The following is a 23,931-nucleotide window of genomic DNA, read 5'->3' as shown; positions in this document are numbered from 1 at the left end:
AAGGCGAGGAAAGAATGCCCACCTACAAGGCACCGGTCGACGATACGCTCTTCATCCTGAACGACGTGCTCGGCATCGAGCGATACAACAACCTGCCCGGCTTTGCCGACGCGACGCCCGACATGATCGAAGCGATCATCGGCGAAGCGGCCAAGCTTGCCGAAGAAGTGCTTTTCCCGGTCAACCTTTCCGGTGACCAGGAAGGCTGCAAGCGGCGCGACGACGGCTCGGTCAGCGTGCCCAAGGGTTTCAAGCAGGCTTTCGATCTCTACCGCGAAGGCGGCTGGCTCGGGCTTTCGGTGCCAGAGGAATTCGGCGGCCAGGGCCTGCCCTACACGTTGCACACCGCCGTCGGTGAATACATGTCTTCGGCCAACATGGCGCTGACGATGTATCCGGGTCTCACCCAGGGCGCGATCGCAGCAATCCTGGTGCACGGCTCGGACGAGCTGAAGCAGGCCTACCTGCCGAAGATGGTGGACGGCACCTGGACCGGGACGATGAACCTGACGGAGCCGCATTGTGGCACCGACCTCGGGCTCCTGCGCAGCAAGGCCGTTCCGAATGGCAATGGCAGCTACAAGATTTCCGGCCAGAAGATCTTCATCTCCGCCGGCGAACACGACATGTCGGAAAACATCATCCACCTGGTGCTCGCCCGTATCGAGGGCGCGCCGGAAGGCGTGAAGGGCATCTCGCTGTTCATCGTGCCGAAGTTCAAGCTTGATGGTGCCGGTGAACCGGGTGAGCGCAACGGCGTGTCCTGCGGCGCCATCGAGCACAAGATGGGCATCCACGGCAACTCGACCTGCGTCATGAACTATGACGAGGCAGAGGGCTATCTCATCGGCACGGAGAACAAGGGCCTCAACGCGATGTTCGTGATGATGAACGAAGCCCGCCTCGGCGTCGGCCTCCAGGGCCTGTCGATCGCCGAAACCGCTTACCAGAACGCTGCCAACTATGCCCGCGACCGCATCCAGGGCCGCTCGCTTTCCGGCCCGAAGGCGCCGGACAAGAAGGCCGACCCGATCATCGTGCATCCGGATGTGCGTCGCACGCTGATGACGATCCGCGCCTTCAACGAGGCCGGCCGTGCCTTTACGCTCTGGACCGCGCTCAAATCCGATATTGCGCACCGCTCCGACAACGAGGCCGACCGCCAGGCGGCCGACGATATCCTCGGACTGATGACGCCGATCCTCAAGGGCGTCCTGACCGACAAGGGCTTCGACCACGCGGTCATGGCGCAGCAGATGTTCGGCGGCCACGGCTACATCGAAGAGCATGGCATGAGCCAGTATGTCCGCGATGCCCGCATCGCCATGATCTACGAAGGCGCCAACGGCATCCAGGCGCTGGATCTCGTCGGCCGCAAGCTGGGCCTGAACGGCGGTCGCGCCGTCATGGCGCTGTTCAAGGAAATCGGTGATTTCTGCGAGGAAAACCGCGGCAACGAGAAGCTCTCCACCTATACCAAGGCGCTGAAGAAGGGCCTGAACGACCTGCAGGCGTCGACCATGTGGTTCATGCAGAACGCCATGGCCAAGCCCGACAATGCTGGTGCAGGTTCGACCGACTACATGCACCTTTTCGGCCTGGTCGTGCTCGGCTACATGTGGGCGAAGATCGCCAAGACGGCAGAGGAAAAACTCGCCTCTGGCGAAACCGCGCGCGCAGACTATCTGAAGAACAAGCTGATCACCGCGACCTTCTTCATGGAAAGGATCCTGCCGGAAACGGCACTGCGCAAGGCCCGCATCGAGACCGGCGCCGATACGGTGATGGCACTCGACGCGGCCGCGTTCTGATTTCAAACTGTTTGACGGGCAGCATCTGATGGTGCTGCCGAAAGGGAGATGAGACATGACGAAAGTCTTCGTTTACGACCACGTGCGCACGCCGCGCGGCCGTGGCAAGAAGGACGGATCGCTGCACGAAGTGCCGTCCGTCCGCCTGGCAGCGAAAATGCTGGAGGCCGTGCGCGACCGCAACGGCCTAGACACGTCGACCGTCGACGACATCATCATGGGCTGCGTTGATCCGGTGATGGATGCCGGCGCCGTGATCCCGAAGGCAGCCGCCTTCGAGGCAGGCTATTCCACCCGCGCCCCCGGCATGCAGATCTCGCGCTTCTGCGCCTCCGGCCTCGACGCCGTCAACTTTGGCGCAGCCAAGATCGCCCAGGGCGCCGACGACATCGTGATTGCAGGCGGCGTTGAATCGATGTCGCGCGTCGGCCTCGGCATGTCGGGCGGCGCCTGGTTCATGGATCCGTCGGTCAACCTGCCGGCCTTCTTCATGCCACAGGGCGTTTCGGCCGACCTGATCGCCACCAAATACGGTTTCAGCCGCGACGACGTCGACGCCTATGCCGTCGAGAGCCAGAAGCGCGCGGCACTTTCCTGGGAAAAGGGCTACTTCAAGAAGTCGGTCGTGCCGTTCAAGGACCAGAATGGCCTGACCATCCTCGACCGTGACGAGCACATGCGCCCCGGCACCGACATGCAGGCGCTCGCCTCGCTCAACCCATCGTTCCAGATGCCGGGCGAGATGGGCGGTTTCGAAGCCGTCGGCATCCAGGCACACCCGGAGATCGAAAAGATCAACTACGTGCACCACGCCGGCAACTCCTCGGGCATCGTCGATGGCGCGGCAGCCGTGCTGCTCGGCTCCAAGGCCGGCGGCGAGAGCATGGGCCTCAAGCCCCGCGCCCGCATCCGCGCCTTCGCCAATATCGGCTCCGACCCGGCGCTGATGCTGACCGGCCCGGTCGACGTCACCGAAAAGCTGCTGAAGCGCGCGGAGATGAAGCTCTCCGACATCGACCTCTTCGAGCTCAACGAGGCCTTTGCCGCGGTCGTCCTTCGCTACATGCAGGCCTTCGACATCCCGCACGACAAGATCAACGTCAATGGCGGCGCGATCGCCATGGGCCATCCGCTCGGCGCGACCGGCGCGATGATCCTCGGCACCGTGCTCGACGAGCTGGAACGGCGCGATCTCAACACCGCGCTGGTGACGCTGTGCATCGGCGCCGGCATGGGCACCGCCACGATCATCGAAAGGGTCTGACGATGGATGCGACCCGCCGAACGCTTCTGGGGCTGATGGGTCTGGGACTGCTTGCAGTCTCGGCTTGCGTCTCCGACGAGGAGGAAGGCGGCGACAGCTTCACGTTGACCGGTACGATCACCAATGTCGCCAACGGCCCGGTTCCGGCCGGTACCGTCACCGTCCGGCTCGAGGAGCAGGGCGTGATGGACGTGGCCGCCAAGCTGATCGCGGAGACATCCGTGTCGAGCGACGGCAAGGCAACCCGCGTGCCTTTCGTGCTGCAGGTGCCGAAGCCGGAACTCGACAAGGCTGTCGATGCCGGCTTCTCCGTCCGCGTCGAGCGTGACGGCAGGCTGATCGCCATCAACACCACCAAACAACGTTACAGCCGCGGATCTGACATCTCGCTGCGCATCGAACCCATTCTCTACTGAGGGGGAGAACCATGACGAAGTACACCAATTTCAAGATCGAGACCGATGCAGACGGCATTGCCCTTGTCACCTGGGACATGCCCGAGAAATCGATGAACGTCTTCACCCAGGAGGTGATGGAAGAGCTGAACGCCATCGTCGACGCGACGACAGCCGATGCCGCCGTCAAGGGCGTCGTCTTCACGTCGGGCAAGTCGTCCTTCTCCGGCGGCGCGGACCTCTCGATGATCAAGTCGATGTTCACCTTCCAACAGGAAGAAAAGCAGAAGGATCCGGCCAATGCCGCCCAGAAGCTCTTCGACCTCGTCGGTCGCATGACCGGCCTGTTCCGCAAGCTCGAAACCTGCGGCAAGCCGTGGGTCTCGGCGATCAATGGCACCTGCATGGGCGGCGCCTTCGAGCTTTCGCTCGCCTGCCATGGCCGCGTGGCCTCCAATTCCAAGTCGGTCAAGATCGCGCTGCCTGAAGTCAAGGTCGGCATTTTCCCGGGCGCCGGCGGCACCCAGCGCGTACCGCGGCTCACCAATGCGCAGGACGCGCTGCAGATGATGACGACAGGCTCGTCGCTGACGGCAGCCCGCGCGAAGGCGATGGGCCTCGTGCATGAAGTCGTCGACGCCGACAAGCTGGTCGACGCCGCCAAGGCGATGATCAAGAACGGCCTAAAGCCGGTGCAGCCCTGGGACGAAAAGGGCTACAAGGTTCCGGGCGGCGGCATCTGGACACCGGCATCCGCCCAGCTCTGGCCGGCCGCTTCCGGCATCCTGCGCCGCGAGACGCAAGGTAACTATCCCGGCGCCATCGCAATTCTCAAATGCGTCTACGAAGGCCTGCAGGTGCCGTTCGACACGGCGCTGAAGATCGAACAGCGCTACTTCACCGAGATCCTGCAGACGACCGAAGCCTTCTCGATGATCCGCTCGCTGTTCGTCTCGATGCAGGAGCTCGGCAAGGGCGCGCGTCGCCCGGCCGGCGTGCCGAAGTCGGAGTTCAAGCATGTGGGCGTCGTCGGCGCCGGCTTCATGGGCGCCTCGATCGCCTATGTGACGGCTGCTGCCGGCATCGCCGTGACGCTGATCGACCGCGACATGGAAGCGGCGACAAAGGGCAAGGCGCACTCGGAAGGCCTGGTCAAGGATTCCGTCGGCAAGGGCCGCCTGACCAAGGAAGAAGGCGAAGCGCTGCTTGCCCGCATCACGCCGTCTGCCGACTACAACGACCTGAAGGACGTCGGCCTCGTCGTCGAAGCCGTTTTCGAAGACCGCCAGGTCAAGAAGGACGTGATCGAGAAGGTGGAAGCCGTGATCGGCGAAGACACGATCTTTGCCTCCAACACCTCGACACTGCCGATCACCGGCCTTGCCAAGAACTCCAAGCGCCCCGGACAGTTCATCGGCATCCACTTCTTCTCGCCGGTCGAAAAGATGATGCTGACGGAAGTGATCCTCGGCAAGGAGAGCGGCGACAAGGCGCTTGCCACCGCACTCGACTATGTCGCCGCGATCAAGAAGACGCCGATCGTCGTCAACGACACGCGCGGCTTCTACGTCAACCGCTGCGTCTTCCGCTACATCCACGAAGCCTATGACATGCTGATCGAGGGCGTGCCGCCGGCGATGATCGAAAATGCCGCCAAGATGGCCGGCATGCCGGTCGGGCCCTTGTCGCTCAACGACGAAGTCGCGATCGACCTCAGCCAGAAGATCCTGAAGGCCACCGTCGCGGATCTCGGCGAAAAGGCCGTCGATCCCAAGCACATGGCGCTGATCAACAGGATGGTCGACGACCTCGACCGCCGTGGCCGCAAGAACGGCAAGGGCTTCTACGAGTATCCGGCAAAGCCGGCGAAGAAGTATCTGTGGCCGGAGTTGAAGACGCTGTATCCGCAGAAGAATGCCGACAAGATCGATGTCGAGGTGCTGAAGCAGCGGTTCCTCGCAACGATCGCACTCGAAGCGGCACGCACCATGGAAGAGGGCATCGTCACCGACCCGCGGGAAGCCGACGTCGGCTCGATCCTCGGCTTCGGCTTTGCCCCCTACACCGGCGGCACGCTCTCCTACATCGACGGCATGGGCGCCAAGGCCTTCGTCAAGATGTGCGAGAAGCTCGCCAAGGACTATGGCAGCCACTTCAAGCCGACGGCGCTGCTGAAGGAAATGGCCGAACGCGGCGAGACCTTCTACGGCCGCTTCGACCCCTATGGGGAGAAGAAGCAGGCGGCGTAAGCAAGCAACAGCCCATTCGCTGTTCGATCACCGTGTCAGCGCCGCAGCACTGAGGGGACAGGGGAATGGGTTGGCTTAAATACGCGACCGCGCTCGGTGGGCTGGTCGGGCTGGCGTTGTGCGTCGGCCTGACCGCCGAGCTTGCATTGGAGCGTCGGGATTCTTCGCGATATCCGTCGCCAGGGCTGCTGGTCGATGCCGGCGGATATCGGATGCACGTCCACTGCACCGGCGACGGCCCCGTCCCGCTCATCCTCATCTCCGGACTTGGCGGATGGTCGCAGGATTGTTCGGCCGTCCAGCCGCTGCTTTCGCGGACGCACCGGACATGCAGCTTCGATAGGGCAGGCTATGGCTGGTCTGAAGAAGCGGGCGCGCCGCGTATCGGAATGGCTGCAATCGAGGATATGCGCACCGCATTGAACGAAGCGGGGGTCGGGTCTCCCCGCATTGTCGTCGGTCATTCGCTCGGGGGGCTTCTGGCGCAAATCTATGCGCAGCATTACCCGACCGAAGTTGCCGCGATGGCGCTCCTGGACTCGGTCGAGCGGCATCAGTATCAGTCGATGGCCCCGGCTACTCTTGAGCGATACAAGTCCGACATGGATCGGCTGACCGGGTGAGCGGCTGCAGCCAGCCGGTTTGGCGTGTTGAGGCTCGCCGGAACGCCGGCATCAATCATCGTTGAACGGCTGCCGGCCGGCGAGCGGGCGTCCGCGAATGCAAACGGGGTGCGCCCCAAGGCGTTTCGTGCATTGCGCGACGAATTCGTGGGTGTGGATCAGGCATTGGCGGATGCGTTGGCTGCCAACGCCAATCCCAATTTTCCGGTTTCGGTCATAGGTACCGACCGGAATCGCGATTTTCCTCCCGGTTGGGATACGGACGAAATGCGCGCATTCTGGCAGGAGGGGCAGCGCCGGCTTGGCCAACAGTTCAAGGTCACGCCGCAGATTCTGCCCGATGCAGGACACTACGTGCAGATAGAACAGCCTCAGATCGTCGTCGATGCCGTGGCCGGTTTGGTGACACGGTTGGCGGAATCGAACTAGAAATTTTGCTCCAAGCTCCTTCCAGATAAGAATTGTCGCCGCGCAACTCCTCATACCCGAGACAGATCGGCGAAAAATCGCGATGCCTTCATTTTCAAGATGTTGGGGCGCGCTTGCGGTCGCATGACCGCAGGGAGCGCTAGCCGACGCGAATGTATTTACCACCAAGCCTGACGGAGAATTGAAATGCAGTATTGGCTAATCGCCGCTGGCGCCGTCGCTGTGTTGACCGGACTGGTTCATTCGATCATGGGCGAAATATTGATCTTTCGCCGCCTGCGCTCTGGAGGAATTATTCCGAAAATTGCACCGCCGCCGTTGCGCGAGCGGCATGTTCGTATCCTGTGGGCCACGTGGCATCTTGCGAGCATACTCGAATTTGCTCTTGCGGCGGTCTTGTTCTGCATCGGGGCAAACTCCGATTCTGGTTCGTCGCACCAAACCGTCGCACTTGCCGCGATCTCGATCTCCAACTTTCTCGCCGCGCTTCTCGTGCTTTTCGCAACCAACGGCCGTCATCCGGGCTGGGTCGCTCTTTTGATTGTCGCGATCTTCACGGCAATTGCCTTGTGACGGGTTCCAACGTCCTGGCATGAGCCCGTGTCCCAAAAGTGGTTGAAAGGCTTGGAGCCGAGGCTGTTGCCGTCCTGTCTGCACACCAGCGTTGCCTGGACCCGCAACAGCCGACCGTTACCCCTGAGGGCCTGCGCCCTGAACGGCAATGGTCCGGCGATGTGCTAGACGCTCGCCGACGATGATCGTCACGCCTGCGACAAAGATCAGGCCGGCGCCGGCAAAGACGTTGGTGGCGGGAATATCGCCCCAGATCAGGAAGCCAAGGCCGAAGGCCCAGACGAGCGAGGTGTATTCGAACGGCGCGATCACCGAGATCGGTGCCCGGCGCATGCCTTCGAACATCGCATATTGCCCGACGCCGGCAATGATGCCGGTGCCCGCCATCAGCGCGAGGTCGAACAGCGCCGGCGGCGTCCAGAAGAAGCCGACGGCAACACCGGTCATGCCGATAAAGAAGACGTTGGAGATCGTCATCTGCGTCAGCGTCGTTTCCTGCAGGGCGGTCTTGCGCAGCATCACCGTGCCAATCGCCCAGAAGACGGCGGCCATCAGCGCCAGGAAGACCGGAAGCGACAGCTTCATGCCGGTTCCGAGCGGATCGCAGGCGATCAGCACGCCGATGAAACCGAGCAGCACCGCGAACCAGCGGATCGGCGGCACGTCTTCCTTCAGGACCGGGACGGCGAGCAGCGTCACCACGATCGGCGCGGCGTAATAGAGCGTGGTCATTTCGGCAAGGCCGAGATCGCGGGCGGCGTTGAAATAGGCAAGCCAAGCGGCAAGCAACAAAAGGTTGCGCACGAACAACGGCTTGATCACCGGCGACGAGATCGCGCGACGCACCAACGGGGCCCGGCCGATCACCAGGCACAGGAGAAGAATGGTGATGCTGCGGGTGAACAGGATCTGCCAGACGGAGTAACCGACCACCAGCCATTTGACCGACGCATCCTGCAGCGAGAACAGGAAATAGGAAAACGTCGTCATCACGATGCCGGAAAGCACTGTCTTGTTCATGGAAAGCCCCGAAGGCGGCCGGGAGGGAGAAGGCGGCAGCGCCCGTCTGATAGCGCGCCGCCGCCTCCGGTGGAAGAGCTGTAGGCTGGCCGCGCTGTGGCGAAATCTTGGTGTGGCGCAACGGCCAGGGCTTGATGGAGATCAAGACATCGGGCCGATTTCGCCGCTAGAGAGGGCGCAACGGGGCCGGCCGCCCCTGGTGTCGTGCCGATTTCCTCAGTCCCCGCGACAACGGGCCTGCGTGCAGATCGATGCGCGATGCTGTAGATGACGACAATACGGACGCGAAACCGGACCTTCAACGATGCAGCCGCTCGCCTTTAGCCTCGCCGCCCTCCTGCTCCTGGCCACGCCCGGCCCGACCAACACGCTGCTATGGCTTTCGGGCGCATCTGTCGGTTTCAGGCGTTCGACGCCGCTGCTGCTTGGCGAACTCGGCGGCTATCTCTCGGTGATCATTCCCGCCGTGGCGCTGCTCGCGCCGTTCCTGGCGGCCCACCCGCAGATCGGGCTGGCGCTCAGGGTCGCCGCCGCCTGCTGGGTATTCTTCCTTGCCTACGCACTCTGGACCACCGGCGACGACGGCCGGACGTCGACCGACATCTCCATTCGGCAGGTGTTCGTAACGACGCTGCTCAATCCGAAGGCGCTGATCGTGGCGCTTGTGCTCTTGCCGCAGACGGGCCTTGCGGCGACGCTGCCCTGGATCGGCGGATTTTCGCTGCTCGTCGTTATCGGCGGTTCGCTGTGGATCGGCGCTGGAGCGATGCTCGTTCAGCTCTCGCGCGGCGCACGCACGTCGATCTTGCCGCGCCGCATTGCCGCCGTCTGCCTCGCAATCTTCTCCTTCGGCATTGCCGGAAGTGCACTGGCAGCACTCGCCTGACGCCGGCCGCCAAGCGGATCAGGCCGCAGCTGCGGCCTCCCCCAGCTCGGCGCCAAGCGCCGCAATCAACTCTTCCCATCCCTGGCGGCGATATTCGACCTTGTCGAGACCGTCGAGGAAGGCCGCCTGTTCGGTATAGACGATGCGCGTGCCGGTGCCGTGTGGCTGGATGTCGACCGTTGCGACCGAAGCGGAAATCCGCCTTTCGTTTTCCGCCATCGTATAGGCCGAAATGATGCGCCGGTTTTCGACGATGTCGAGATAGACCGTGTCGTTGAAATAGATGGTCTTGCCGTCCTTGCTGAACCGGCCGGCCTCGCGCCCGCCGACGCGGAAGTCGTGGCTGTATTCGGCGATGGGCCAGCCGTCGGCCCTGACGAACCAGCGATCATGCGCTGCCGGATCGGCGAAGGCGCGAAACACCTGCTCGGGCGTCGCCTTGAAAACCCGTTCGATGGTGAAACTCGCATGTTCCACGGAATTGTCGCTCATGATCGTCTCCTCCTCGATCTCGTCTTGAGGGTCTGGCACCGGCGATCCACCGACTGCAGTCGCCGTAACTGCTTTCATTTCAAGAGCAGTTGCAAGTTAATTTCACTGCTGCGATAATGCAAGCGGTTTTGAAGAGGTCCCAATGAAAGACGATCACCGCTCGGGTTGCCCGATCAATCTCTCGCTGGAGGTTTTTGGCGACAAATGGAGCCTGCTGATCATTCGCGACATGATATTCGGCGGCAAACGGCATTTTCGTGAGCTGCTGCGCTCGCAGGAAGGCATATCCTCCAACATCCTGGCGGATCGGCTGAAGATGCTGGTCGAGCAGGGAATGCTGACCAAGGCCGACGACCCGACGCACAAGCAGAAAGCCATCTACAGCCTCGCCGAAATGACCATCGCGCTGGTGCCGATCATGGCGCATCTGGGCGCATGGGGGCGGCGATACCTTCCGGTCAGCGAGGAACTCAGCATTCGCGCCGAACTGATGGAAGCGGGCGGGCCGGAACTTTGGGACCGCTTCATGGATGAGCTTCGCCACGAACATCTGGGCCTGGCCCTCGACGGCCCGCCGCGCGTGCGCGCCACCCTTCAGGCCGCCTATGAAGATGTCGTCGCCCGGAAATCCCGGGAAAGTGCCGTCGCCTGAGGGCTAGAGGCCGATCACCGACAGCATGACGAAGGTGGCAAACAGCACGAAATGGGTCATGCCCTCGATGGCGTTGGTCTGGCCGTCGTTGAGGTTGATTGCCGCGACGATCAGCGTGATCGCCACCATCACCGTCTGCACCGGCGACATCGCCATGATGAAGGGCTGCCCGGTGTAGAGTGCTATTGCCTCCATCACCGGAACGGTCAGGATGACGGTCGACAGCGAAGCGCCGAGCGCGATGTTGACGACCGCCTGCATGCGGTTGGCAAGGGCTGCCCGCATCGCCGTCATGATCTCCGGCGAGGCCGAGATGGCGGCAACGACGATGGCGGCGATCGCCGGCGGCGCGCCTGTGCCTTTCAGGCCTGGGGTCAGAAGCCCCGACATGATTTCGGCGAGCGCGCCGATCAGCACCACGCCGACCAGGAGCGTCGCGATCGATCGCAGCACCGGCTCATCCGGTTCGTCGGCAATCTCGGCCCGATCGCCAGTCCCGCGCGGGTAACTGTAGCTGAAGAAGTAGCTGTGCACCCCCACCTGCATGCGCAGGAACAGGGTGTAGAGCACGATCATCGCGCCGATGGTGAAGGCGGAATAGAAATGCCATTTCTGAGCGGGCACGAATTCCGGCACGACCATGGAGATCCCCATCGCCGTCAGGATCATGACGCTGTAGGTGCGGGCGGAGTCGTCGTTATAGGGCTGTTCGCCATGCTTCAGCCCGCCAAGCAGCGCGGCCAGGCCGAGTATGCCGTTGATATCGAGCATCACGGCGGAATAGATCGTATCGCGCACCAGCGTCGGCGAGCTTTCGCCGGTCATCATGATCGCCAGGATGATCACTTCGACCAGCACTGCCGAGAGCGTCAGGATCATCGTGCCATAGGGATCGCCGACCTTGGCTGCCAGCACTTCGGCGTGATGGGCGACCCGCATCGATGCCAGCACGATTGCCGCCACCAGCGCCGCCGCCCCGGCGAGCGAAGCGGCCTGCCCCATTTCGAGCACATGATGTTCCAGCACAAAACCGGCGATCGCGGCAAGGAAAGCGGCAAGCAGCAGACGTTCGGATTTCAACACCGCCAACACATCAGCCCCTCGCCGGTCAAACTCAAGCAACGCCAAGGACTATAGAAGCAGGAAGACCAATTTCAATCACAGAGCACAAGGATTATTTTCCTCCCTGTTCTTTACCATCCGGGCATGCTTGGTTAATCTACTGGCCAACAAAGGCATTGCAGCCGTCGCTCACCTGCCCGGACCTGACATTCATGCTGTCGCACAACACCATCTGGCACGCCATCGACGCCCTGGCCGAGCGCCATCAACTCTCGCCATCAGGGCTTGCGCGCCGCGCCGGGCTCGACCCGACATCCTTCAACAAATCCAAGCGCCAGTCGGCCGATGGCCGCGAACGCTGGCCGTCGACGGAATCGATCGCCAAGGTGCTGGACGCGACCGGCGCCACGATCGACCAGTTCATGGCGCTGATGCGGTCGGACGCGAGCCGCGGCGAGCCTTACAAGGGCGTCATTCCCCTGATCGGGTTTGCCCAGGCCGGCGCCGGCGGTTTTTTCGACGACGGCGGCTTTCCCGCCGGACAAGGCTGGGATGTCGTCGACTTTCCGGCCGGGGCCGAGCGACGCGCCGGCATCTATGCGCTCGAGATCCAGGGCGACAGCATGCTGCCGCTCTATCGCGACGGCGACGTGCTGATCGTCGATCCCGGCGCGCAGGTCCGTCGCGGCGACCGCGTCGTGGTCAAGACCCGCGAAGGCGAGGTCATGGCTAAAGTCCTGATGCGGCATACGCCGCGCAACATCGAACTGCTTTCGCTCAACCAGGACCATCCCAACCGGAGTTTCGAGATGAGCGAAGTCGAATGGATCGCCCGGATCATCTGGGCCAGCCAATAGGACATCTTTCCTGATGCGGCAGAAACTGGTCACTCTTGCAGGCGGAATTGCCGCCTTGGCGCTTTATACTGGCATCCTCTTTGCGGGTGCGGCGACCATCCGGGACCGGCAAAGCGCCGCGACGCCGGACTTCGTGCTGGAAACGCCTGACATGGCAGAAACGGAGCCTTCGCTGGAGCCCGAGGACGTGCCGTTCGACATGACCGACCCTCAGGCAAGCGACACGACGCCAGCTGGTGTCCCGAGCCAGGGCGGCGCTCATTCGACCGAGACCACGGCTCGAACCATCGAACCTCAGCAATTCGGCCTGCCCGACGATGTCACGACGAAGCCCCTCGAACGCATAGAGCCGCGGCAGCCGCTGTCGGGCGCGGACACCGGCGCGTCGAAGCCGAGGGAACCGACGGTTCTGCGGCAACCGGTAGCGCTCGCCGCCGGCCTCATCCGCTTCGACAAGGTGACGCTGCAGCTCGACGGCATCGAACCGGAGACCGCGGAACGGATCTGCGAAAGCGGCGGAAAAAGCTGGCCTTGCGGCATGGTTGCCCGCACCGCGTTTCGCAATTTCCTGCGGGCCCGCGCCGTCAGCTGCGATATTCCGGCGGGCGGTACAGGCGAGACCGTCACCGCGCAATGCACCGTCGGAGGCCAGGACCCGGCAGCCTGGCTGGTGGCCAACGGCTGGGCGACGCCGTCACCGGGCTCGCCGCTCGAGCAACAGGCCGAAACGGCGCGCCAGGCAAAGCTCGGCTTTTACGGCGACGATCCGCGCGATTTTCGCCGGACGCCGATGCCGTTCGACGATCCGAGCGCGGCTGCAACGATGGACGAACCGGCACCGGACTTGTAAGGAACGGCCAAACACACCAGTTCTTCGCAAACACGTTCCGGAAAGTCCCGATGCCCGCAAGCCTCAGCCAGCACGAAGCCCTTGTCTATGTCATGGTGATGATGTCGGCCGTCGACCGCGAGATGAGCGACGACGAGTTCGCGCGCATCGGCAGGCTCGTGCAGTTCCTTCCCGCCTTCGAGGGTTTCGACGAAGACCAGCTCGTGCGGGTCGGCCACGAATGCGCGGCTCAGCTGGCGGCGCCCGAGGGCCTCGACATCGTGCTTGAGATCGTGCGCGAGGCGCTGCCGGAGCGGCTGCATGAAACGGCCTATGCGCTTGCGGTCGAGATCGCGGCCGCCGACCAGCGCATCCGCAACGAGGAGATCCGTTTGCTGCAGCTGCTGCGCGACCGGTTCGGCCTCGACAAGCTGACCTGTGCCGCAATCGAGCGCGGCGCTCTCGCCCGCTTCCGCCGGTAACGGCTGACCGATCGCGTCACCTCACGTCAACGTGTCTTGGCGTGGGGTTGGCGGCCCATGCTATCGCTGCGCGGGAAAATGATAGCGAGGCACGACGCATGCAGCTTTTCGGCGTGACAGAGCCCCTGTGGCGCCTTGCGGCCTTTCTCTCGGTCTTCGCCGCCATGGCAATGCTCGAGCTTTGGCATCCGCGGCTGGAGCGGCCGGAATTGCGCAAGGCGCTGAAGGCCCGGCGCTGGTTCACCAACCTTTCCATCCTCGTGCTCTCGTCGCTCTGTCTGCGGCTGATCTTTCCGGCTGCGGCTACGGGGGCAGCACTGTGGGCGCAGGCACGAGGCTACGGCCTGCTGCCGGCCCTGGGCATTCCCCCTGTTGTCGCCGGTGTGATCGCCTTCGTCGTGCTCGATTTCGCCATCTGGCTTGAGCACGTCGTCTTTCACAAGGTGCCGTTCTTCTGGCGGATGCACCGGGTTCATCACGCCGATCCGGGCGTCGATCTGACCACCGCCTTGCGGTTTCATCCGCTGGAGATCGTCGTCTCGATGATCTGGAAGATCGCCGTCATCGTCACGCTCGGCGCGCCTGCCGCAGCCGTGCTCTTGTTCGAGATCGTGCTGAATGCCGCCGCCATGTTCAACCATGCCAATCTGCGGCTGCCGCCGCGCCTCGACCGGGCATTGCGGCCATGGATCGTGACGCCCGACATGCATCGCATCCATCATTCGACCGAGCGCTCGGAGACGGATTCGAACTACGGCTTCAACCTGGCGATCTGGGACCGGCTGTTTGCCACCTATACGGACCGGCCACGGCGGGGCGAGAACTCCATCGAAACGGGGCTCACGACCTATGGCCGCAGCGAGCCGACGAAGCTTATCTGGTCGCTGCTTCTGCCGTTCCGGCGGGATTGATCAACTGCGCATCGGTTTAGCGCGGACGACAGGCAGGCCTCAATAGATGCCGTTCGGGAAGTAGCGCAGGTAGATCTCGTCGAGCCGCCCGCTGCGCGACAGCGCCAGCAGGGCATGATCGATCGCCTGCGTCAGAGCCGGTTCGGCCTTGCGGTTCATGATCGTCAGTCCCTCGCCGAGAAAGCGCTGCGAGAAATAGGCGCCATCGACAAGCGCGCAGCACCCCGCCGCAGCACTGCCCGACACCCAGAAGGAAAGCTGCATGCCGTCGGAAAAGACCGCCGCCACCTCGCCCTTCCCAAGCGCTGCCAGCATCTGATCGCGATCCTGAAAGACCTTGGCTTCGAGCTTCGGGAAGAACGCCCTGAACATCACCTCATGGGTGGTGCCGGAAACGACGCCGACCGACTTGCCCTTCAGGCCGGCTGGATTGGCGACGGCGCCTGCTGCCTTCGTGTTGATCGCAAAGCGCGCCGGAAGCCGCATGAACGGCCTGGAAAAGCCGAAGCGCTGGCGCAGTTCCGGACTGACGGCGATGCCGGCGGCGACCGCCTCGCCCTGCCCTTCTTCCAGCGCCGGGAGCAGCTCGGCATAGGTCACGGCCTGGATCTGGCACTTGGCTTCAATGTCGAGTTCGCGGCAGATTTCGCGCACGAGATCCACATGAAAACCTGAAAGCCTGCCCGACTGGTCGATGAAATTGAACGGCGGAAAATCAACCGTTGTCAAGAACCTCAGCCGTGCCAACCCGGTCAGATCCGGCTTGGCGATGCGCTCGCGCGCGTCGAACAGATTGGGCAGATCCTTCGGCTGGCCGGCATCGGGCTGGGCAGCAAGCGGCGCGGCGATCAGATAGACGCAGAGGGCCAGCAGTCGGTGGATTTTCATGGGCAAGGGCGAGCGCGTCTCTTCGGGATATCGTGCGGCCTGAAAGGCCGCAAATGATTCATGAGTGCGCCAAGATTAGCCGGATGCGGCCGGGCTGGCTACTGGCTTCAGCGCCGCGGCGTTCGCGCCCTGCCTGGCGGCCGTGCCGGACTGAAGCCTCGCGGGCGATAGCGAAGGAAGAGTGGAGCGGGTGATCGGGATCGAACCGACGACATCAAGCTTGGGAAGCTGGCGTTCTACCACTGAACTACACCCGCAGCGTTTCGGAAACTTCCTCAACCGCATGCATCTGTCAAGGACCGTTGCGCCGCGTTGCCGCGCAACGGCGTTTTTTCTGTTACTCCGCGTGGAAATGCTTGGAGAGTTTGAGGCCCTGCGCCTGATAATTGGAACCGAGACCGAGGCCGTAGAGCCCATCCGGCCGCTCCAGCATGTGCTCATAAACCAGCCGGCCGACGATCTGGCCGTGTTCGAGGATGAAAGGAACCTCGTGGCTGCGCACCTCGAGCACGGCGCGGCTGCCGCTGCCGCCGGCAGAGGCATGGCCGAAGCCCGGATCAAAGAAACCGGCATAGTGCACGCGGAATTCGCCGACCAGCGGATCGAACGGCGTCATCTCCGCTGCGTAAAGCGGCGGAACGTGCACCGCCTCGCGCGATACCAGGATGTAGAATTCATCGGGATCGAGGATCAGCTCGTCGCGGCCGCGGCTATAGAGCGGTTCCCAGAAATCGAAGACGGCGTGCTGTGCCTTCTTGTCAACGTCGACGACCGCGGTGTGGTGCTTGCCGCGATAGCCGATCAGCCCGTCCGGGCCGGTTCCCTTGAGGTCGATCGACAGCGCGATGCCGCCGCCGCTGACATTGGGCTTTTCGCTTGCGACCAGCATGTCACTTTCGTGCAATGACAGGAGCTCCTGTTCGGAGAGCAGCGACTGGCCGGTGCGGAAGCGGATCTGCGACAGACGCGAGCCGCGCCGAACGACGATCGGGAAGGTGCGCGGGCTGATTTCGAGATAGAGCGGACCGCGATACCCTGCAGGGATCTTGTCGAACTCCTGGGCGCGGTCGGTGATGACGCGGGTGAAGATATCGAGGCGGCCGGTCGAGCTCTTCGGGTTGGCCGAAGCCGACATGTTTTCCGGCAGGTCCAGGCTTTCCATCAGCGGCACGATATAGACGCAGCCGGTCTCGAGAACGGCGCCCTCGGACAGATCCACGACATGCAGCTTCAGCCGGTCGAGCTTGTCGGCAACGAGATGCGCCGGCCCCGGCATGAAGCTCGCGCGCACGCGAAATGCCTTGGCGCCAAGGCGCAGATCGAGGCTTGCCGGCTGGATCTGGTCGGCATCCAGCGCCTTCTCGCTCTTCAAGCGCCCGGTTTCAAACAGCGCGGCAATGGCGCGGTCGGCCAAAATCCCAGTCTCGCGGCCCATTTCGATCCTCTTTTCAGTTGCGAGACAAAACCAAACTCCAGGAATTGACGCAAGCGCACCCAGGCAGTATTGGAGCTTTATCCCGTGGTGATTTGGCCGGTCGGCTTGCAGCCACGTTAAACAAGTAGCTAAAAAGGCCGGGTATCAAACCGGCCCTTCACGCGGCCGGTTTTTTTGTTTTTGAAGGTGATCGTCACATGAGCAAAAACTGGCGCCCGGCAACCCAACTCGTCCACGGCGGAACGACCCGCTCCCAGCACGGCGAGACGTCCGAGGCGATCTTCCTCACCCAGGGCTTCGTCTACGACACATCGGAAGCCGCCGAAGCGCGCTTCAAGGGTGAAACCGACGGCTTCATCTACGCCCGTTACGGCAGCCCCACCAACGACATGTTCGAAAAGCGCATGTGCATGCTGGAAGGTGCCGAAGACGCGCGCGCCACGGCATCCGGCATGGCTGCAGTCACCGCCGCCGTTCTCTGCCAGTTGAAGGCCGGCGACCATATCGTTGCCGCGCGCGCCCTCTTCGGCTCCTGCCGCTGGGTGGTCGAGACGCTGGCGCCGAAATACGGCATCGAATGCACGCTGGTCGACGGCCGCGATCTCGCAAACTGGGAAAAGGCGATCCAGAAGAACACCAAGGTCTTCTTCCTGGAAAGCCCGACCAACCCGACGCTTGAAGTCATCGACATCGCCGGCGTCGCCAAACTGGCCAACCAGATCGGTGCCAAGGTGGTGGTCGACAACGTCTTCGCCACGCCGCTTTTCCAGAAGCCGCTCGAACTCGGCGCCCATATCGTGGTCTACTCCGCCACCAAGCATATCGACGGCCAGGGCCGGTGCCTCGGCGGCGTGGTTCTGTCCGACAAGGACTGGATCAACGAGCACCTGCACGACTACTTCCGCCACACCGGCCCGGCGATGTCGCCGTTCAACGCCTGGACATTGCTGAAGGGGATCGAGACCCTGCCGCTGCGCGTCAAACAGCAGACGGAAACCGCGCGCCGCGTCGCCGACTTCCTGGCAGAGCAGCCTGAGGTCGCCAAGGTCATCTATCCGGGCCGCAAGGACCATCCGCAGGCCGACATCATCGCCAAGCAGATGACCGGCGGATCGACCCTCGTTGCCTTCGAACTCAAGGGCGGCAAGGAGGCGGCCTTCGCGCTGCAGAATGCGCTGCAGATCGCTCGCATCTCCAACAATCTCGGCGACAGCAAGAGCCTGATCACGCATCCGGCGACGACGACGCACAAGAACCTGACGGACGAAGCCCGCGAAGAGCTTGGCATTTCCGCCGGCACCGTGCGCTTCTCGGCCGGCATCGAAGACAGCGACGACATCGTCGAGGATTTCGCCCGGGCGCTGAAGGGCGTGAAGGCCTGATCCACGAAGACCAAGCGGCCGCCTGCTTTCAGGCGGCCGTTACTGCCGGTCGATGAAGTGCCGGCGCGCCAGCATGATCCGCGACAGCGCGGTGTAGAGGCAGATGCCGGCAAACGCTGCCGCCAGAACCGAAAACGCTGCTGGGAACAGGCAGAAGGCCAGGAAGACGGCGATCGTCTCGGTTGCCTCCGCAAGTCCCGTGGTGAAGAAGAGCGACTTCTCCCCCCGCACCTCCGTCGTCATCGATCGCTTCTCGGCCATGATCGCATAGGCGAGAAAACTCGATCCGTTGACGTAGAACGAAAAGAGCAGCAGGCCACCGGAAAGACCATTCGCCTGCGGGTCGGCGAGAATGAAGCCGAGGGGCACCGCGCCGTAAAAGACGAAGTCGAGCACGATATCGAGAAAGCCGCCGAAATCGGTCTTGCGCGTCGCCCGCGCCACGGCGCCATCCAGACCGTCGCAAAGCCGGCTGACGACGATAAAAACACCGCCCGCAAGATAGAATTGCCCGGCAATCAGGCCGGCGGCAACGAGGCCGAAGAGGAGACCGGCGACCGTCACGGCATTGGCGCCGACACCCGCGCGCGCGAGTTTCCGACCCAGGCGATCCAGCATCGGGTCCAGATGTTTCCTCACTGATCCGTCAAGCATCGGCTCCGCCTTCCCGCATCCTGGTCAAGCGCGCATGCAATCCTGCCGTTATTCTTGACGAAACCATCTTGCTGTAGAATACCCTGAAAGACTGGAAAGAAGGTCGTTGCCCATGTATCGCGCGCTCACACGCGACATAGAAGTTACGGTGGAGCCGTATTATCTGGAAGAGCAATCTGATCCGGATGACAGCCGCTATGTCTGGGGCTACCGCATCGTCATTGCCAACCATTCGGCCGAGACGGTGCGACTGATGACGCGCTACTGGCACATCACAGACGAAAACGGCCAGGTGGACGAAGTCAGCGGGCCGGGCGTCATCGGCGAACAGCCGTTGCTGAACCCTGGCGACACTTACGAATATTCTTCCGGCTGCCCACTCGACACGCCCTCGGGCGTCATGTTCGGTCACTACAGCATGGAATCGGAAGGCGGAGACACCTTCAATGTGGCCATCCCCGCCTTCTCGCTCGATTCACCAGGGCTCGTGCGAACCCTGAACTAGGATCGGGCGTTTCCGATTTGAACGGAAACGCCTCTCGACATGTCTGCTCTGGCGCATTTCCGAACGGAAAACCGCTTCGCACTTTTCCTGAAAATGCTCTGGCCTTACTGCTGGCGGACTTCGCTCGCCTCGAAGCGATAGGTCGTCGAGCAGAACTCGCATGTCACCTTGATCAGGCCATCCTCGATCGTGCTCTCGATATCGTCGGCATGCAGCCCGGTCAGCACCGAGCGGATCTTCTCGCGCGAGCAGCTGCAGCGATCGTAGACCGCCTGCGGCTCGTAGACGCGAACGCCACGCTCGTGGAACAGCCGATACAGCAGACGCTCCGTGCCGACCATCGGGTCGGTCAGCTCGTCGGCATCGATCGTCTCGACCATGACCTTGGCTTCTGCCCAGAGATCGTCCTCGTCGAAGAAATCCTCATTGTCGTCGCCGTCGCCGCCTGAAAGATCCGGCTGGCGCATGCGTTCCGGCGCATCGGGCAAGAACTGAGCCACCATGCCGCCGGCACGCCAGCGATGGCGCGGCTTGCCGTTCTCGTCGCGGTCGAGCAGTTCGGCCACGCCAAGGCGCACCTTGGTCGGGATCTGTTCCGACTGACGGAAGTAGACGCCAGCGATTTCCTCGAGCGTTGCGCCATCAAGCGCGACGATGCCCTGGTAGCGCTGGGTATGGGCGCCCTGGTCGATGGTAAACGCGAGAACGCCCTTGCCGAGCAGCTCGTGCGACTGCGTGCGGCCGTCCTTCAGGGCTTCCGACAGGGCCTCCTCGTTGAAGCGCGCATAGGCCCGCACCTTGTCTGGCGTGGCAAAATCGGCAACGACGAGATCGACGGGACCATCGCTCTTCGTCTGGACGATGAGCTTGCCCTCGAACTTCAGGGACGTGCCGAGCAGCACGGTCAGCACCACCGTTTCGGCCACGAGCCGTGCGACCGGAAGCGGATAGTTGTGACGCTCCAGGATCGCGTCGAGCATCGGGCCGAGCTGAACCGCGCGACCGCGCACATCGAGGCCCTCCACCTGGAAGGGCACGACATGGTCGTCACCGGCAAAATCGAATTCGCCAAGTCCGGGTGCCATCTCAGTCATTTGCAGCTCCTTGCGTAACCGGAGAAGGCCGCGCTGAGGACATGAACATCCCCCGGCGCAGCCTGCCCGTCATCCTATTTGATCCCGCCGTAAACGGATTTGTCCAGCAGGCATGCGGCATTTTCCGGCCAGTCATGCGCTGCATATGGTCGAGGCGCGTCCGCTGTTTCCACACCGGCGCGTCCCGCATGCGGCGTAAATCGGGTCGCATGCGGGAAATTTCAAGGGCGAACGCGCCGCTCAGACGAGACCCATGCACCAGGCAATGATCGACTTCTGCGCATGGAGCCTATTCTCCGCCTCGTCGAACACCACCGACTGAGGACCATCGATCACCTCGTCGGTCACCTCTTCACCACGGTGCGCCGGCAGGCAGTGCATGAACAGCGCGTCCGATGCGGCATGCTTCATCAAGGCTTCGTTGACCTGGAAAGGCTGGAAGACGTTGTGGCCGCGGGCGCGATGCTCCTGGTTCATGGAAATCCAGGTATCGGTGACGACGCAGTGCGCGCCGGCCACGGCCTGCTCGGCCTCGTGGCAGAGCAGGATCTCGCCGCCATTGTTGCGCGCCCAGTTGAGGATCTTGTCATGCGGCTCCGAGCCGAGCGGCACCGCCATGTTCATGCGGTAGCCGAAACGGGCCGAGCCCTCGATCAGCGAATGCAGCACATTGTTGCCGTCGCCGGTCCAGGCGATGGTCTTGCCCTTCACCGGCCCGCGATGCTCCTCGAACGTCATGATGTCGGCCATGATCTGGCAGGGATGCGTGTCGTCGGTGAGGCCGTTGATGACGGGAACCGTCGCATGTTCGGCCAGTTCGAGAAGCCGGCGATGATCGGTGGTGCGGATCATGATCGCATCGACGTAGCGCGACAGCACCTTGGCCGTGTCGCCAATGGTCTCGGCGCGGCCGAGCTGCATCTCGGTGCCCGAGAGAAACAGCGTTTCGCCACCGAGCTGGCGCATGCCGACATCGAAGGAGACGCGGGTGCGCGTCGACGGCTTTTCGAAGATCATCGCCAGCATCTTGCCGGCGAGCGGCTTGTCGGCGGTGCCCGCCTTGGTCGCTGTCTTTCGAACCCGTGCGTCATCGATGATCGTCCTGAGATCGGCTGCCGTCATGGCCGAAAGATCGATGAAATGTCTTGTGCCTGCCATCGTACTCAATTCCTGTCCTCGGAATGGCCCTTGAAGCACGGCCGGGGGTCGAAGAAGAAATGCTTCGACGCCTCGGCTTCGCACATGGACCCTTGGGAAAATCGCTGCCGATCTTCGGGTTCACAAACTCAAGCTGCGGCGGTGCCGCTCGCGCTTCTGACGGCTTCGGCCGCGCGCTCGATGCGCGCCAGGCCTTCGCGTGCCTCCTCCGCCGTCACGGTCAGCGGCGGCAGCAGGCGCAGCACGTTCTCGCCGGCCGGAACAGCCAGCAGCCTTTCCGCGCGGATCGCCTTCAGGAGATCGGCCGAGGGGCCCTTCGCCTTGATGCCGAGCATAAGCCCGTCGCCACGGATCTCTTCGATCACATCGGGGAAACGATCCTGCAGCGAGGCGAGCCCCTGGCGGAACACCAGGGAAACGTCGCGGACATGATCGAGGAAGCCATCAGCGAGGATGACGTCGAGCACTGCATTGCCGACCGCCATGCCAAGCGGGTTGCCGCCATAGGTCGAGCCGTGGGTACCGGCAACCATGCCGGCCGCAGCCTCTTCCGTGGCAAGGCAGGCGCCGAGCGGGAAGCCGCCGCCGATACCCTTGGCGACAGCCATGATATCCGGGCGGATGCCGGCCCATTCATGGGCGAAGAGCTTGCCGGTGCGGCCGACGCCGGTCTGGACCTCGTCGAGGATCAACAACAGGCCGAATTCGTCGCAAAGCGCGCGCAGCTCCTGCATGAATTCCTTGGTGGCCGGGCGGATGCCGCCTTCGCCCTGGATCGGCTCGATCAGGATTGCCGCGGTCTCGTCGGTGATCGCGTCCTTGACGGCTGCGATGTCGCCGAAGGGAACCTGATAGAAACCAGGCGCCTTCGGGCCAAAACCTTCGATGTACTTCTGCTGGCCGCCGGCAGCGACGGTGGCGATCGTGCGCCCGTGGAATGCGCCCTCGAAGGTGATGACGTGGAACTTCTCCGGATTGCCCTTGGCATAATGGTAGCGGCGGGCAGTCTTGATTGCGCATTCGAGCGCTTCGGCGCCCGAATTGGTGAAGAACACACGGTCGGCGAACGTCACGGCCGACAGCCGGCGCGCCAGGCTCTCCTGGCCCGGAACCTCATAGAGGTTCGACAGGTGCCAGACCTTCTCGGCCTGCGCCTTCAGCGCCTCGACCAGATGCGGATGCGCGTGACCGAGCGAATTGACGGCAACGCCTGCAGCGAAGTCGAGATAGCGCGTGCCGTCTTCGGCAATCAACCAGACGCCCTCTCCTCGCTCGAAACGCAACGGCGCACGCATGTAGGTGTCGTAAAGCGGCGTGGTTGCAGTCATGGCGAGCCTCTCCTTCATTGCTATCGGCATCGGTCCGCGCGCGATGTTGGGCGCGGCAAAAATTAAAAATGCCGCCTTGCGGCGGCGCAGGCACTATTCCCATTTCGCAGCGCAATGTCAACAAAACCAAGCCTTGCAGTGCGGTCGCACGACCCTCATCCGTGCGACGAAAAAATCGTCTCGGCGGGGCTTGCAAAAATACAACGCCCGCCGAGCAAGTTGGGGAAAACCAAGAAATCGATTCGGCGCGATTCCGCGGACTCTTGCCACGGAGTCCGGCGGTCAGTAGGTTAACGTTCAATTACTAGACGCATGCGGCGGACCTAGTCACCAAAAGTGTTATCGCGTTGCAGCTCCGGAACCTTGCCGGAGCGTGGTGAAAGATTCTGTCATCGCCAACGCTGAGAACGGAGAGTGCAGAAATGAACTGGACTGACGAGCGGGTGGAGAAACTGAAGAAGCTTTGGTCCGAGGGCCTGAGCGCGAGCCAGATCGCGGCACAGCTCGGCGGCGTCAGCCGCAATGCGGTCATCGGCAAGGTTCACCGGCTGAGCCTGCCCGGCAGGGCCAAGGCTGGTGGCACCGCAGCTGCGACCCGGCCGAAGCCGCGCCCGGCCACATCGGCGCCGCGCGCCCCGAACTTCGCCTCGCGCGTCACCACCCGCACGGTTACCCGCCCGGCTGGCGCCCTTGTCCTCAAGGAAGAGGTCGAAGTCGATCTCGTCGCCGAACAGGACTTCCACGTCCAGACCGATGTGGTCGTGCCGATGTCGCGCCGCCTGGAACTGACGCAGCTGACCGAGCGCACCTGCAAATGGCCGATCGGCGACCCGCTGAAGGAGGAATTCCATTTCTGCGGCAACGATTCCCCGGAAGCTTCGCCCTACTGCACATTTCACGCGAGGCTTGCCTACCAGCCGTCCGCCGAGCGCCGCCGCGCACGCTGAGGTGA

General features: G+C 63.0%; 26 protein-coding genes, 1 tRNA gene and 1 riboswitch. Of the genes, 17 read left to right on the top strand and 10 right to left on the bottom strand.

Annotated elements, in window-relative coordinates; genetic code table 11:
* The first annotated feature begins 14 nt into the window (after positions 1-14).
* From RTP54_RS02445 to RTP54_RS02415, 7 genes are all read left to right on the top strand, one after another.
* The gene (locus tag RTP54_RS02445; protein WP_312360681.1) at positions 15-1,811 is read left to right on the top strand and encodes an acyl-CoA dehydrogenase C-terminal domain-containing protein; all 1,797 of its coding nucleotides are present in this window, start codon (positions 15-17) and stop codon (positions 1,809-1,811) included.
* 55 nt (positions 1,812-1,866) lie between these two features.
* Positions 1,867-3,075 (top strand): acetyl-CoA C-acetyltransferase, encoded by a 1,209-nt coding sequence (locus RTP54_RS02440; RefSeq protein ID WP_312360680.1) that lies wholly within the window; start codon positions 1,867-1,869, stop codon positions 3,073-3,075.
* Between the two features lie 2 nt (positions 3,076-3,077).
* Positions 3,078-3,491, top strand: a complete 414-nt coding sequence (locus tag RTP54_RS02435) for a YbaY family lipoprotein (protein WP_312360679.1) — start codon at positions 3,078-3,080, stop codon at positions 3,489-3,491.
* An 11-nt stretch (positions 3,492-3,502) separates the two neighbouring features.
* A complete protein-coding gene (locus tag RTP54_RS02430; RefSeq protein WP_112808984.1) occupies positions 3,503-5,719 on the top strand; it encodes an FAD-dependent oxidoreductase in 2,217 nt (738 codons plus the stop codon).
* A 65-nt stretch (positions 5,720-5,784) separates the two neighbouring features.
* Positions 5,785-6,342, top strand: coding sequence for an alpha/beta fold hydrolase (locus tag RTP54_RS02425; RefSeq protein ID WP_312360674.1), 558 nt, complete (start codon positions 5,785-5,787; stop codon positions 6,340-6,342).
* 24 nt (positions 6,343-6,366) lie between these two features.
* Positions 6,367-6,771, top strand: a complete 405-nt coding sequence (locus RTP54_RS02420; protein WP_312360672.1) for a hypothetical protein — start codon at positions 6,367-6,369, stop codon at positions 6,769-6,771.
* Between the two features lie 186 nt (positions 6,772-6,957).
* Positions 6,958-7,344: a hypothetical protein gene (locus RTP54_RS02415; RefSeq protein WP_312360670.1), complete on the top strand. Its 387-nt coding sequence runs from the start codon at positions 6,958-6,960 to the stop codon at positions 7,342-7,344.
* 117 nt (positions 7,345-7,461) lie between these two features.
* Here RTP54_RS02415 and RTP54_RS02410 read toward each other — a convergent pair whose 3' ends face one another.
* Positions 7,462-8,364 carry a DMT family transporter gene (locus RTP54_RS02410; protein ID WP_112808987.1) on the bottom strand — a complete coding sequence of 301 codons (903 nt, stop codon included), beginning with the start codon at positions 8,362-8,364 and terminating at the stop codon, positions 7,462-7,464.
* A 304-nt stretch (positions 8,365-8,668) separates the two neighbouring features.
* On the opposite strand from RTP54_RS02410, the gene RTP54_RS02405 reads away from it, so the two are divergent.
* Positions 8,669-9,250 (top strand): LysE family translocator, encoded by a 582-nt coding sequence (locus RTP54_RS02405; protein ID WP_112816584.1) that lies wholly within the window; start codon positions 8,669-8,671, stop codon positions 9,248-9,250.
* An 18-nt stretch (positions 9,251-9,268) separates the two neighbouring features.
* Here the strand turns inward: RTP54_RS02405 and RTP54_RS02400 are convergent, their stop codons facing one another.
* On the bottom strand, positions 9,269-9,742 hold the full coding sequence (locus RTP54_RS02400) for an SRPBCC family protein (RefSeq protein ID WP_312360666.1): 474 nt from the start codon (positions 9,740-9,742) through the stop codon (positions 9,269-9,271).
* 142 nt (positions 9,743-9,884) lie between these two features.
* Here RTP54_RS02400 and RTP54_RS02395 point away from each other — a divergent pair, with 142 nt between their 5' ends.
* Entirely contained in the window at positions 9,885-10,394 is a 510-nt protein-coding gene (locus RTP54_RS02395) for a winged helix-turn-helix transcriptional regulator (RefSeq protein ID WP_112808990.1), read from the top strand.
* 3 nt (positions 10,395-10,397) lie between these two features.
* On the opposite strand, the gene RTP54_RS02390 is transcribed toward RTP54_RS02395, so the two are convergent.
* Positions 10,398-11,486 carry a calcium:proton antiporter gene (locus tag RTP54_RS02390; RefSeq protein ID WP_312360664.1) on the bottom strand — a complete coding sequence of 363 codons (1,089 nt, stop codon included), beginning with the start codon at positions 11,484-11,486 and terminating at the stop codon, positions 10,398-10,400.
* Between the two features lie 182 nt (positions 11,487-11,668).
* On the opposite strand from RTP54_RS02390, the gene RTP54_RS02385 reads away from it, so the two are divergent.
* From RTP54_RS02385 to RTP54_RS02370, 4 genes are all read left to right on the top strand, one after another.
* Positions 11,669-12,313, top strand: a complete 645-nt coding sequence (locus RTP54_RS02385) for a helix-turn-helix transcriptional regulator (RefSeq protein ID WP_312360661.1) — start codon at positions 11,669-11,671, stop codon at positions 12,311-12,313.
* Positions 12,314-12,326: 13 nt separating this feature from the next.
* Positions 12,327-13,163: a thermonuclease family protein gene (locus RTP54_RS02380; protein WP_312360658.1), complete on the top strand. Its 837-nt coding sequence runs from the start codon at positions 12,327-12,329 to the stop codon at positions 13,161-13,163.
* A 50-nt stretch (positions 13,164-13,213) separates the two neighbouring features.
* A complete protein-coding gene (locus RTP54_RS02375; RefSeq protein ID WP_112808993.1) occupies positions 13,214-13,624 on the top strand; it encodes a tellurite resistance TerB family protein in 411 nt (136 codons plus the stop codon).
* Between the two features lie 98 nt (positions 13,625-13,722).
* Positions 13,723-14,535: a sterol desaturase family protein gene (locus RTP54_RS02370; RefSeq protein WP_312360655.1), complete on the top strand. Its 813-nt coding sequence runs from the start codon at positions 13,723-13,725 to the stop codon at positions 14,533-14,535.
* A gap of 39 nt (positions 14,536-14,574) precedes the next feature.
* Here RTP54_RS02370 and RTP54_RS02365 read toward each other — a convergent pair whose 3' ends face one another.
* The 3 genes from RTP54_RS02365 to RTP54_RS02355 all read right to left on the bottom strand — a co-directional run bounded on the left by RTP54_RS02365 (position 14,575) and on the right by RTP54_RS02355 (position 16,858).
* The gene (locus RTP54_RS02365) at positions 14,575-15,423 is read right to left on the bottom strand and encodes a transporter substrate-binding domain-containing protein (protein ID WP_312363143.1); all 849 of its coding nucleotides are present in this window, start codon (positions 15,421-15,423) and stop codon (positions 14,575-14,577) included.
* A 182-nt stretch (positions 15,424-15,605) separates the two neighbouring features.
* A tRNA-Gly gene (locus RTP54_RS02360) sits at positions 15,606-15,680 on the bottom strand.
* Between the two features lie 80 nt (positions 15,681-15,760).
* Positions 15,761-16,858: a 2'-deoxycytidine 5'-triphosphate deaminase gene (locus RTP54_RS02355; RefSeq protein WP_312360653.1), complete on the bottom strand. Its 1,098-nt coding sequence runs from the start codon at positions 16,856-16,858 to the stop codon at positions 15,761-15,763.
* A 74-nt stretch (positions 16,859-16,932) separates the two neighbouring features.
* Positions 16,933-17,011: riboswitch (SAM riboswitch) on the top strand.
* A gap of 44 nt (positions 17,012-17,055) precedes the next feature.
* On the opposite strand from RTP54_RS02355, the gene RTP54_RS02350 reads away from it, so the two are divergent.
* The gene (locus tag RTP54_RS02350; RefSeq protein WP_312360652.1) at positions 17,056-18,240 is read left to right on the top strand and encodes an O-succinylhomoserine sulfhydrylase; all 1,185 of its coding nucleotides are present in this window, start codon (positions 17,056-17,058) and stop codon (positions 18,238-18,240) included.
* 39 nt (positions 18,241-18,279) lie between these two features.
* Here the strand turns inward: RTP54_RS02350 and RTP54_RS02345 are convergent, their stop codons facing one another.
* Positions 18,280-18,894, bottom strand: coding sequence for a CDP-alcohol phosphatidyltransferase family protein (locus RTP54_RS02345; RefSeq protein ID WP_312360650.1), 615 nt, complete (start codon positions 18,892-18,894; stop codon positions 18,280-18,282).
* Between the two features lie 112 nt (positions 18,895-19,006).
* Between RTP54_RS02345 and apaG the strand changes: the two genes are divergently transcribed.
* Positions 19,007-19,399, top strand: a complete 393-nt coding sequence (gene apaG / locus RTP54_RS02340; protein WP_112808999.1) for a Co2+/Mg2+ efflux protein ApaG — start codon at positions 19,007-19,009, stop codon at positions 19,397-19,399.
* 104 nt (positions 19,400-19,503) lie between these two features.
* Here apaG and RTP54_RS02335 read toward each other — a convergent pair whose 3' ends face one another.
* From RTP54_RS02335 to RTP54_RS02325, 3 genes are all read right to left on the bottom strand, one after another.
* On the bottom strand, positions 19,504-20,493 hold the full coding sequence (locus RTP54_RS02335) for an Hsp33 family molecular chaperone (RefSeq protein WP_112809000.1): 990 nt from the start codon (positions 20,491-20,493) through the stop codon (positions 19,504-19,506).
* A gap of 240 nt (positions 20,494-20,733) precedes the next feature.
* The gene (argF, locus tag RTP54_RS02330; protein WP_112809001.1) at positions 20,734-21,651 is read right to left on the bottom strand and encodes an ornithine carbamoyltransferase; all 918 of its coding nucleotides are present in this window, start codon (positions 21,649-21,651) and stop codon (positions 20,734-20,736) included.
* A gap of 128 nt (positions 21,652-21,779) precedes the next feature.
* Positions 21,780-22,979 (bottom strand): aspartate aminotransferase family protein, encoded by a 1,200-nt coding sequence (locus RTP54_RS02325; RefSeq protein WP_112816576.1) that lies wholly within the window; start codon positions 22,977-22,979, stop codon positions 21,780-21,782.
* On the opposite strand from RTP54_RS02325, the gene RTP54_RS02320 reads away from it, so the two are divergent.
* Together RTP54_RS02320 and RTP54_RS02315 are read left to right on the top strand one after the other, a co-directional pair.
* Complete coding sequence (locus RTP54_RS02320) at positions 22,978-23,268, top strand: hypothetical protein (protein WP_162703475.1); 291 nt, start codon at positions 22,978-22,980, stop codon at positions 23,266-23,268. The two genes, RTP54_RS02325 and RTP54_RS02320, sit on opposite strands and share 2 nt — an antisense overlap.
* Positions 23,269-23,401: 133 nt before the next feature.
* Positions 23,402-23,926, top strand: a complete 525-nt coding sequence (locus RTP54_RS02315) for a GcrA family cell cycle regulator (protein WP_112809003.1) — start codon at positions 23,402-23,404, stop codon at positions 23,924-23,926.
* The last annotated feature ends 5 nt before the right edge of the window (positions 23,927-23,931 follow it).

Source organism: Ensifer sp. (genome assembly GCF_031989085.1).
In the GTDB taxonomy this organism is placed as follows: Bacteria; Pseudomonadota; Alphaproteobacteria; order Rhizobiales; family Rhizobiaceae; genus Ensifer.
Note: the sequence above shows the minus strand (reverse complement) of the source record. Positions and strands in the feature narration are given on the sequence as shown.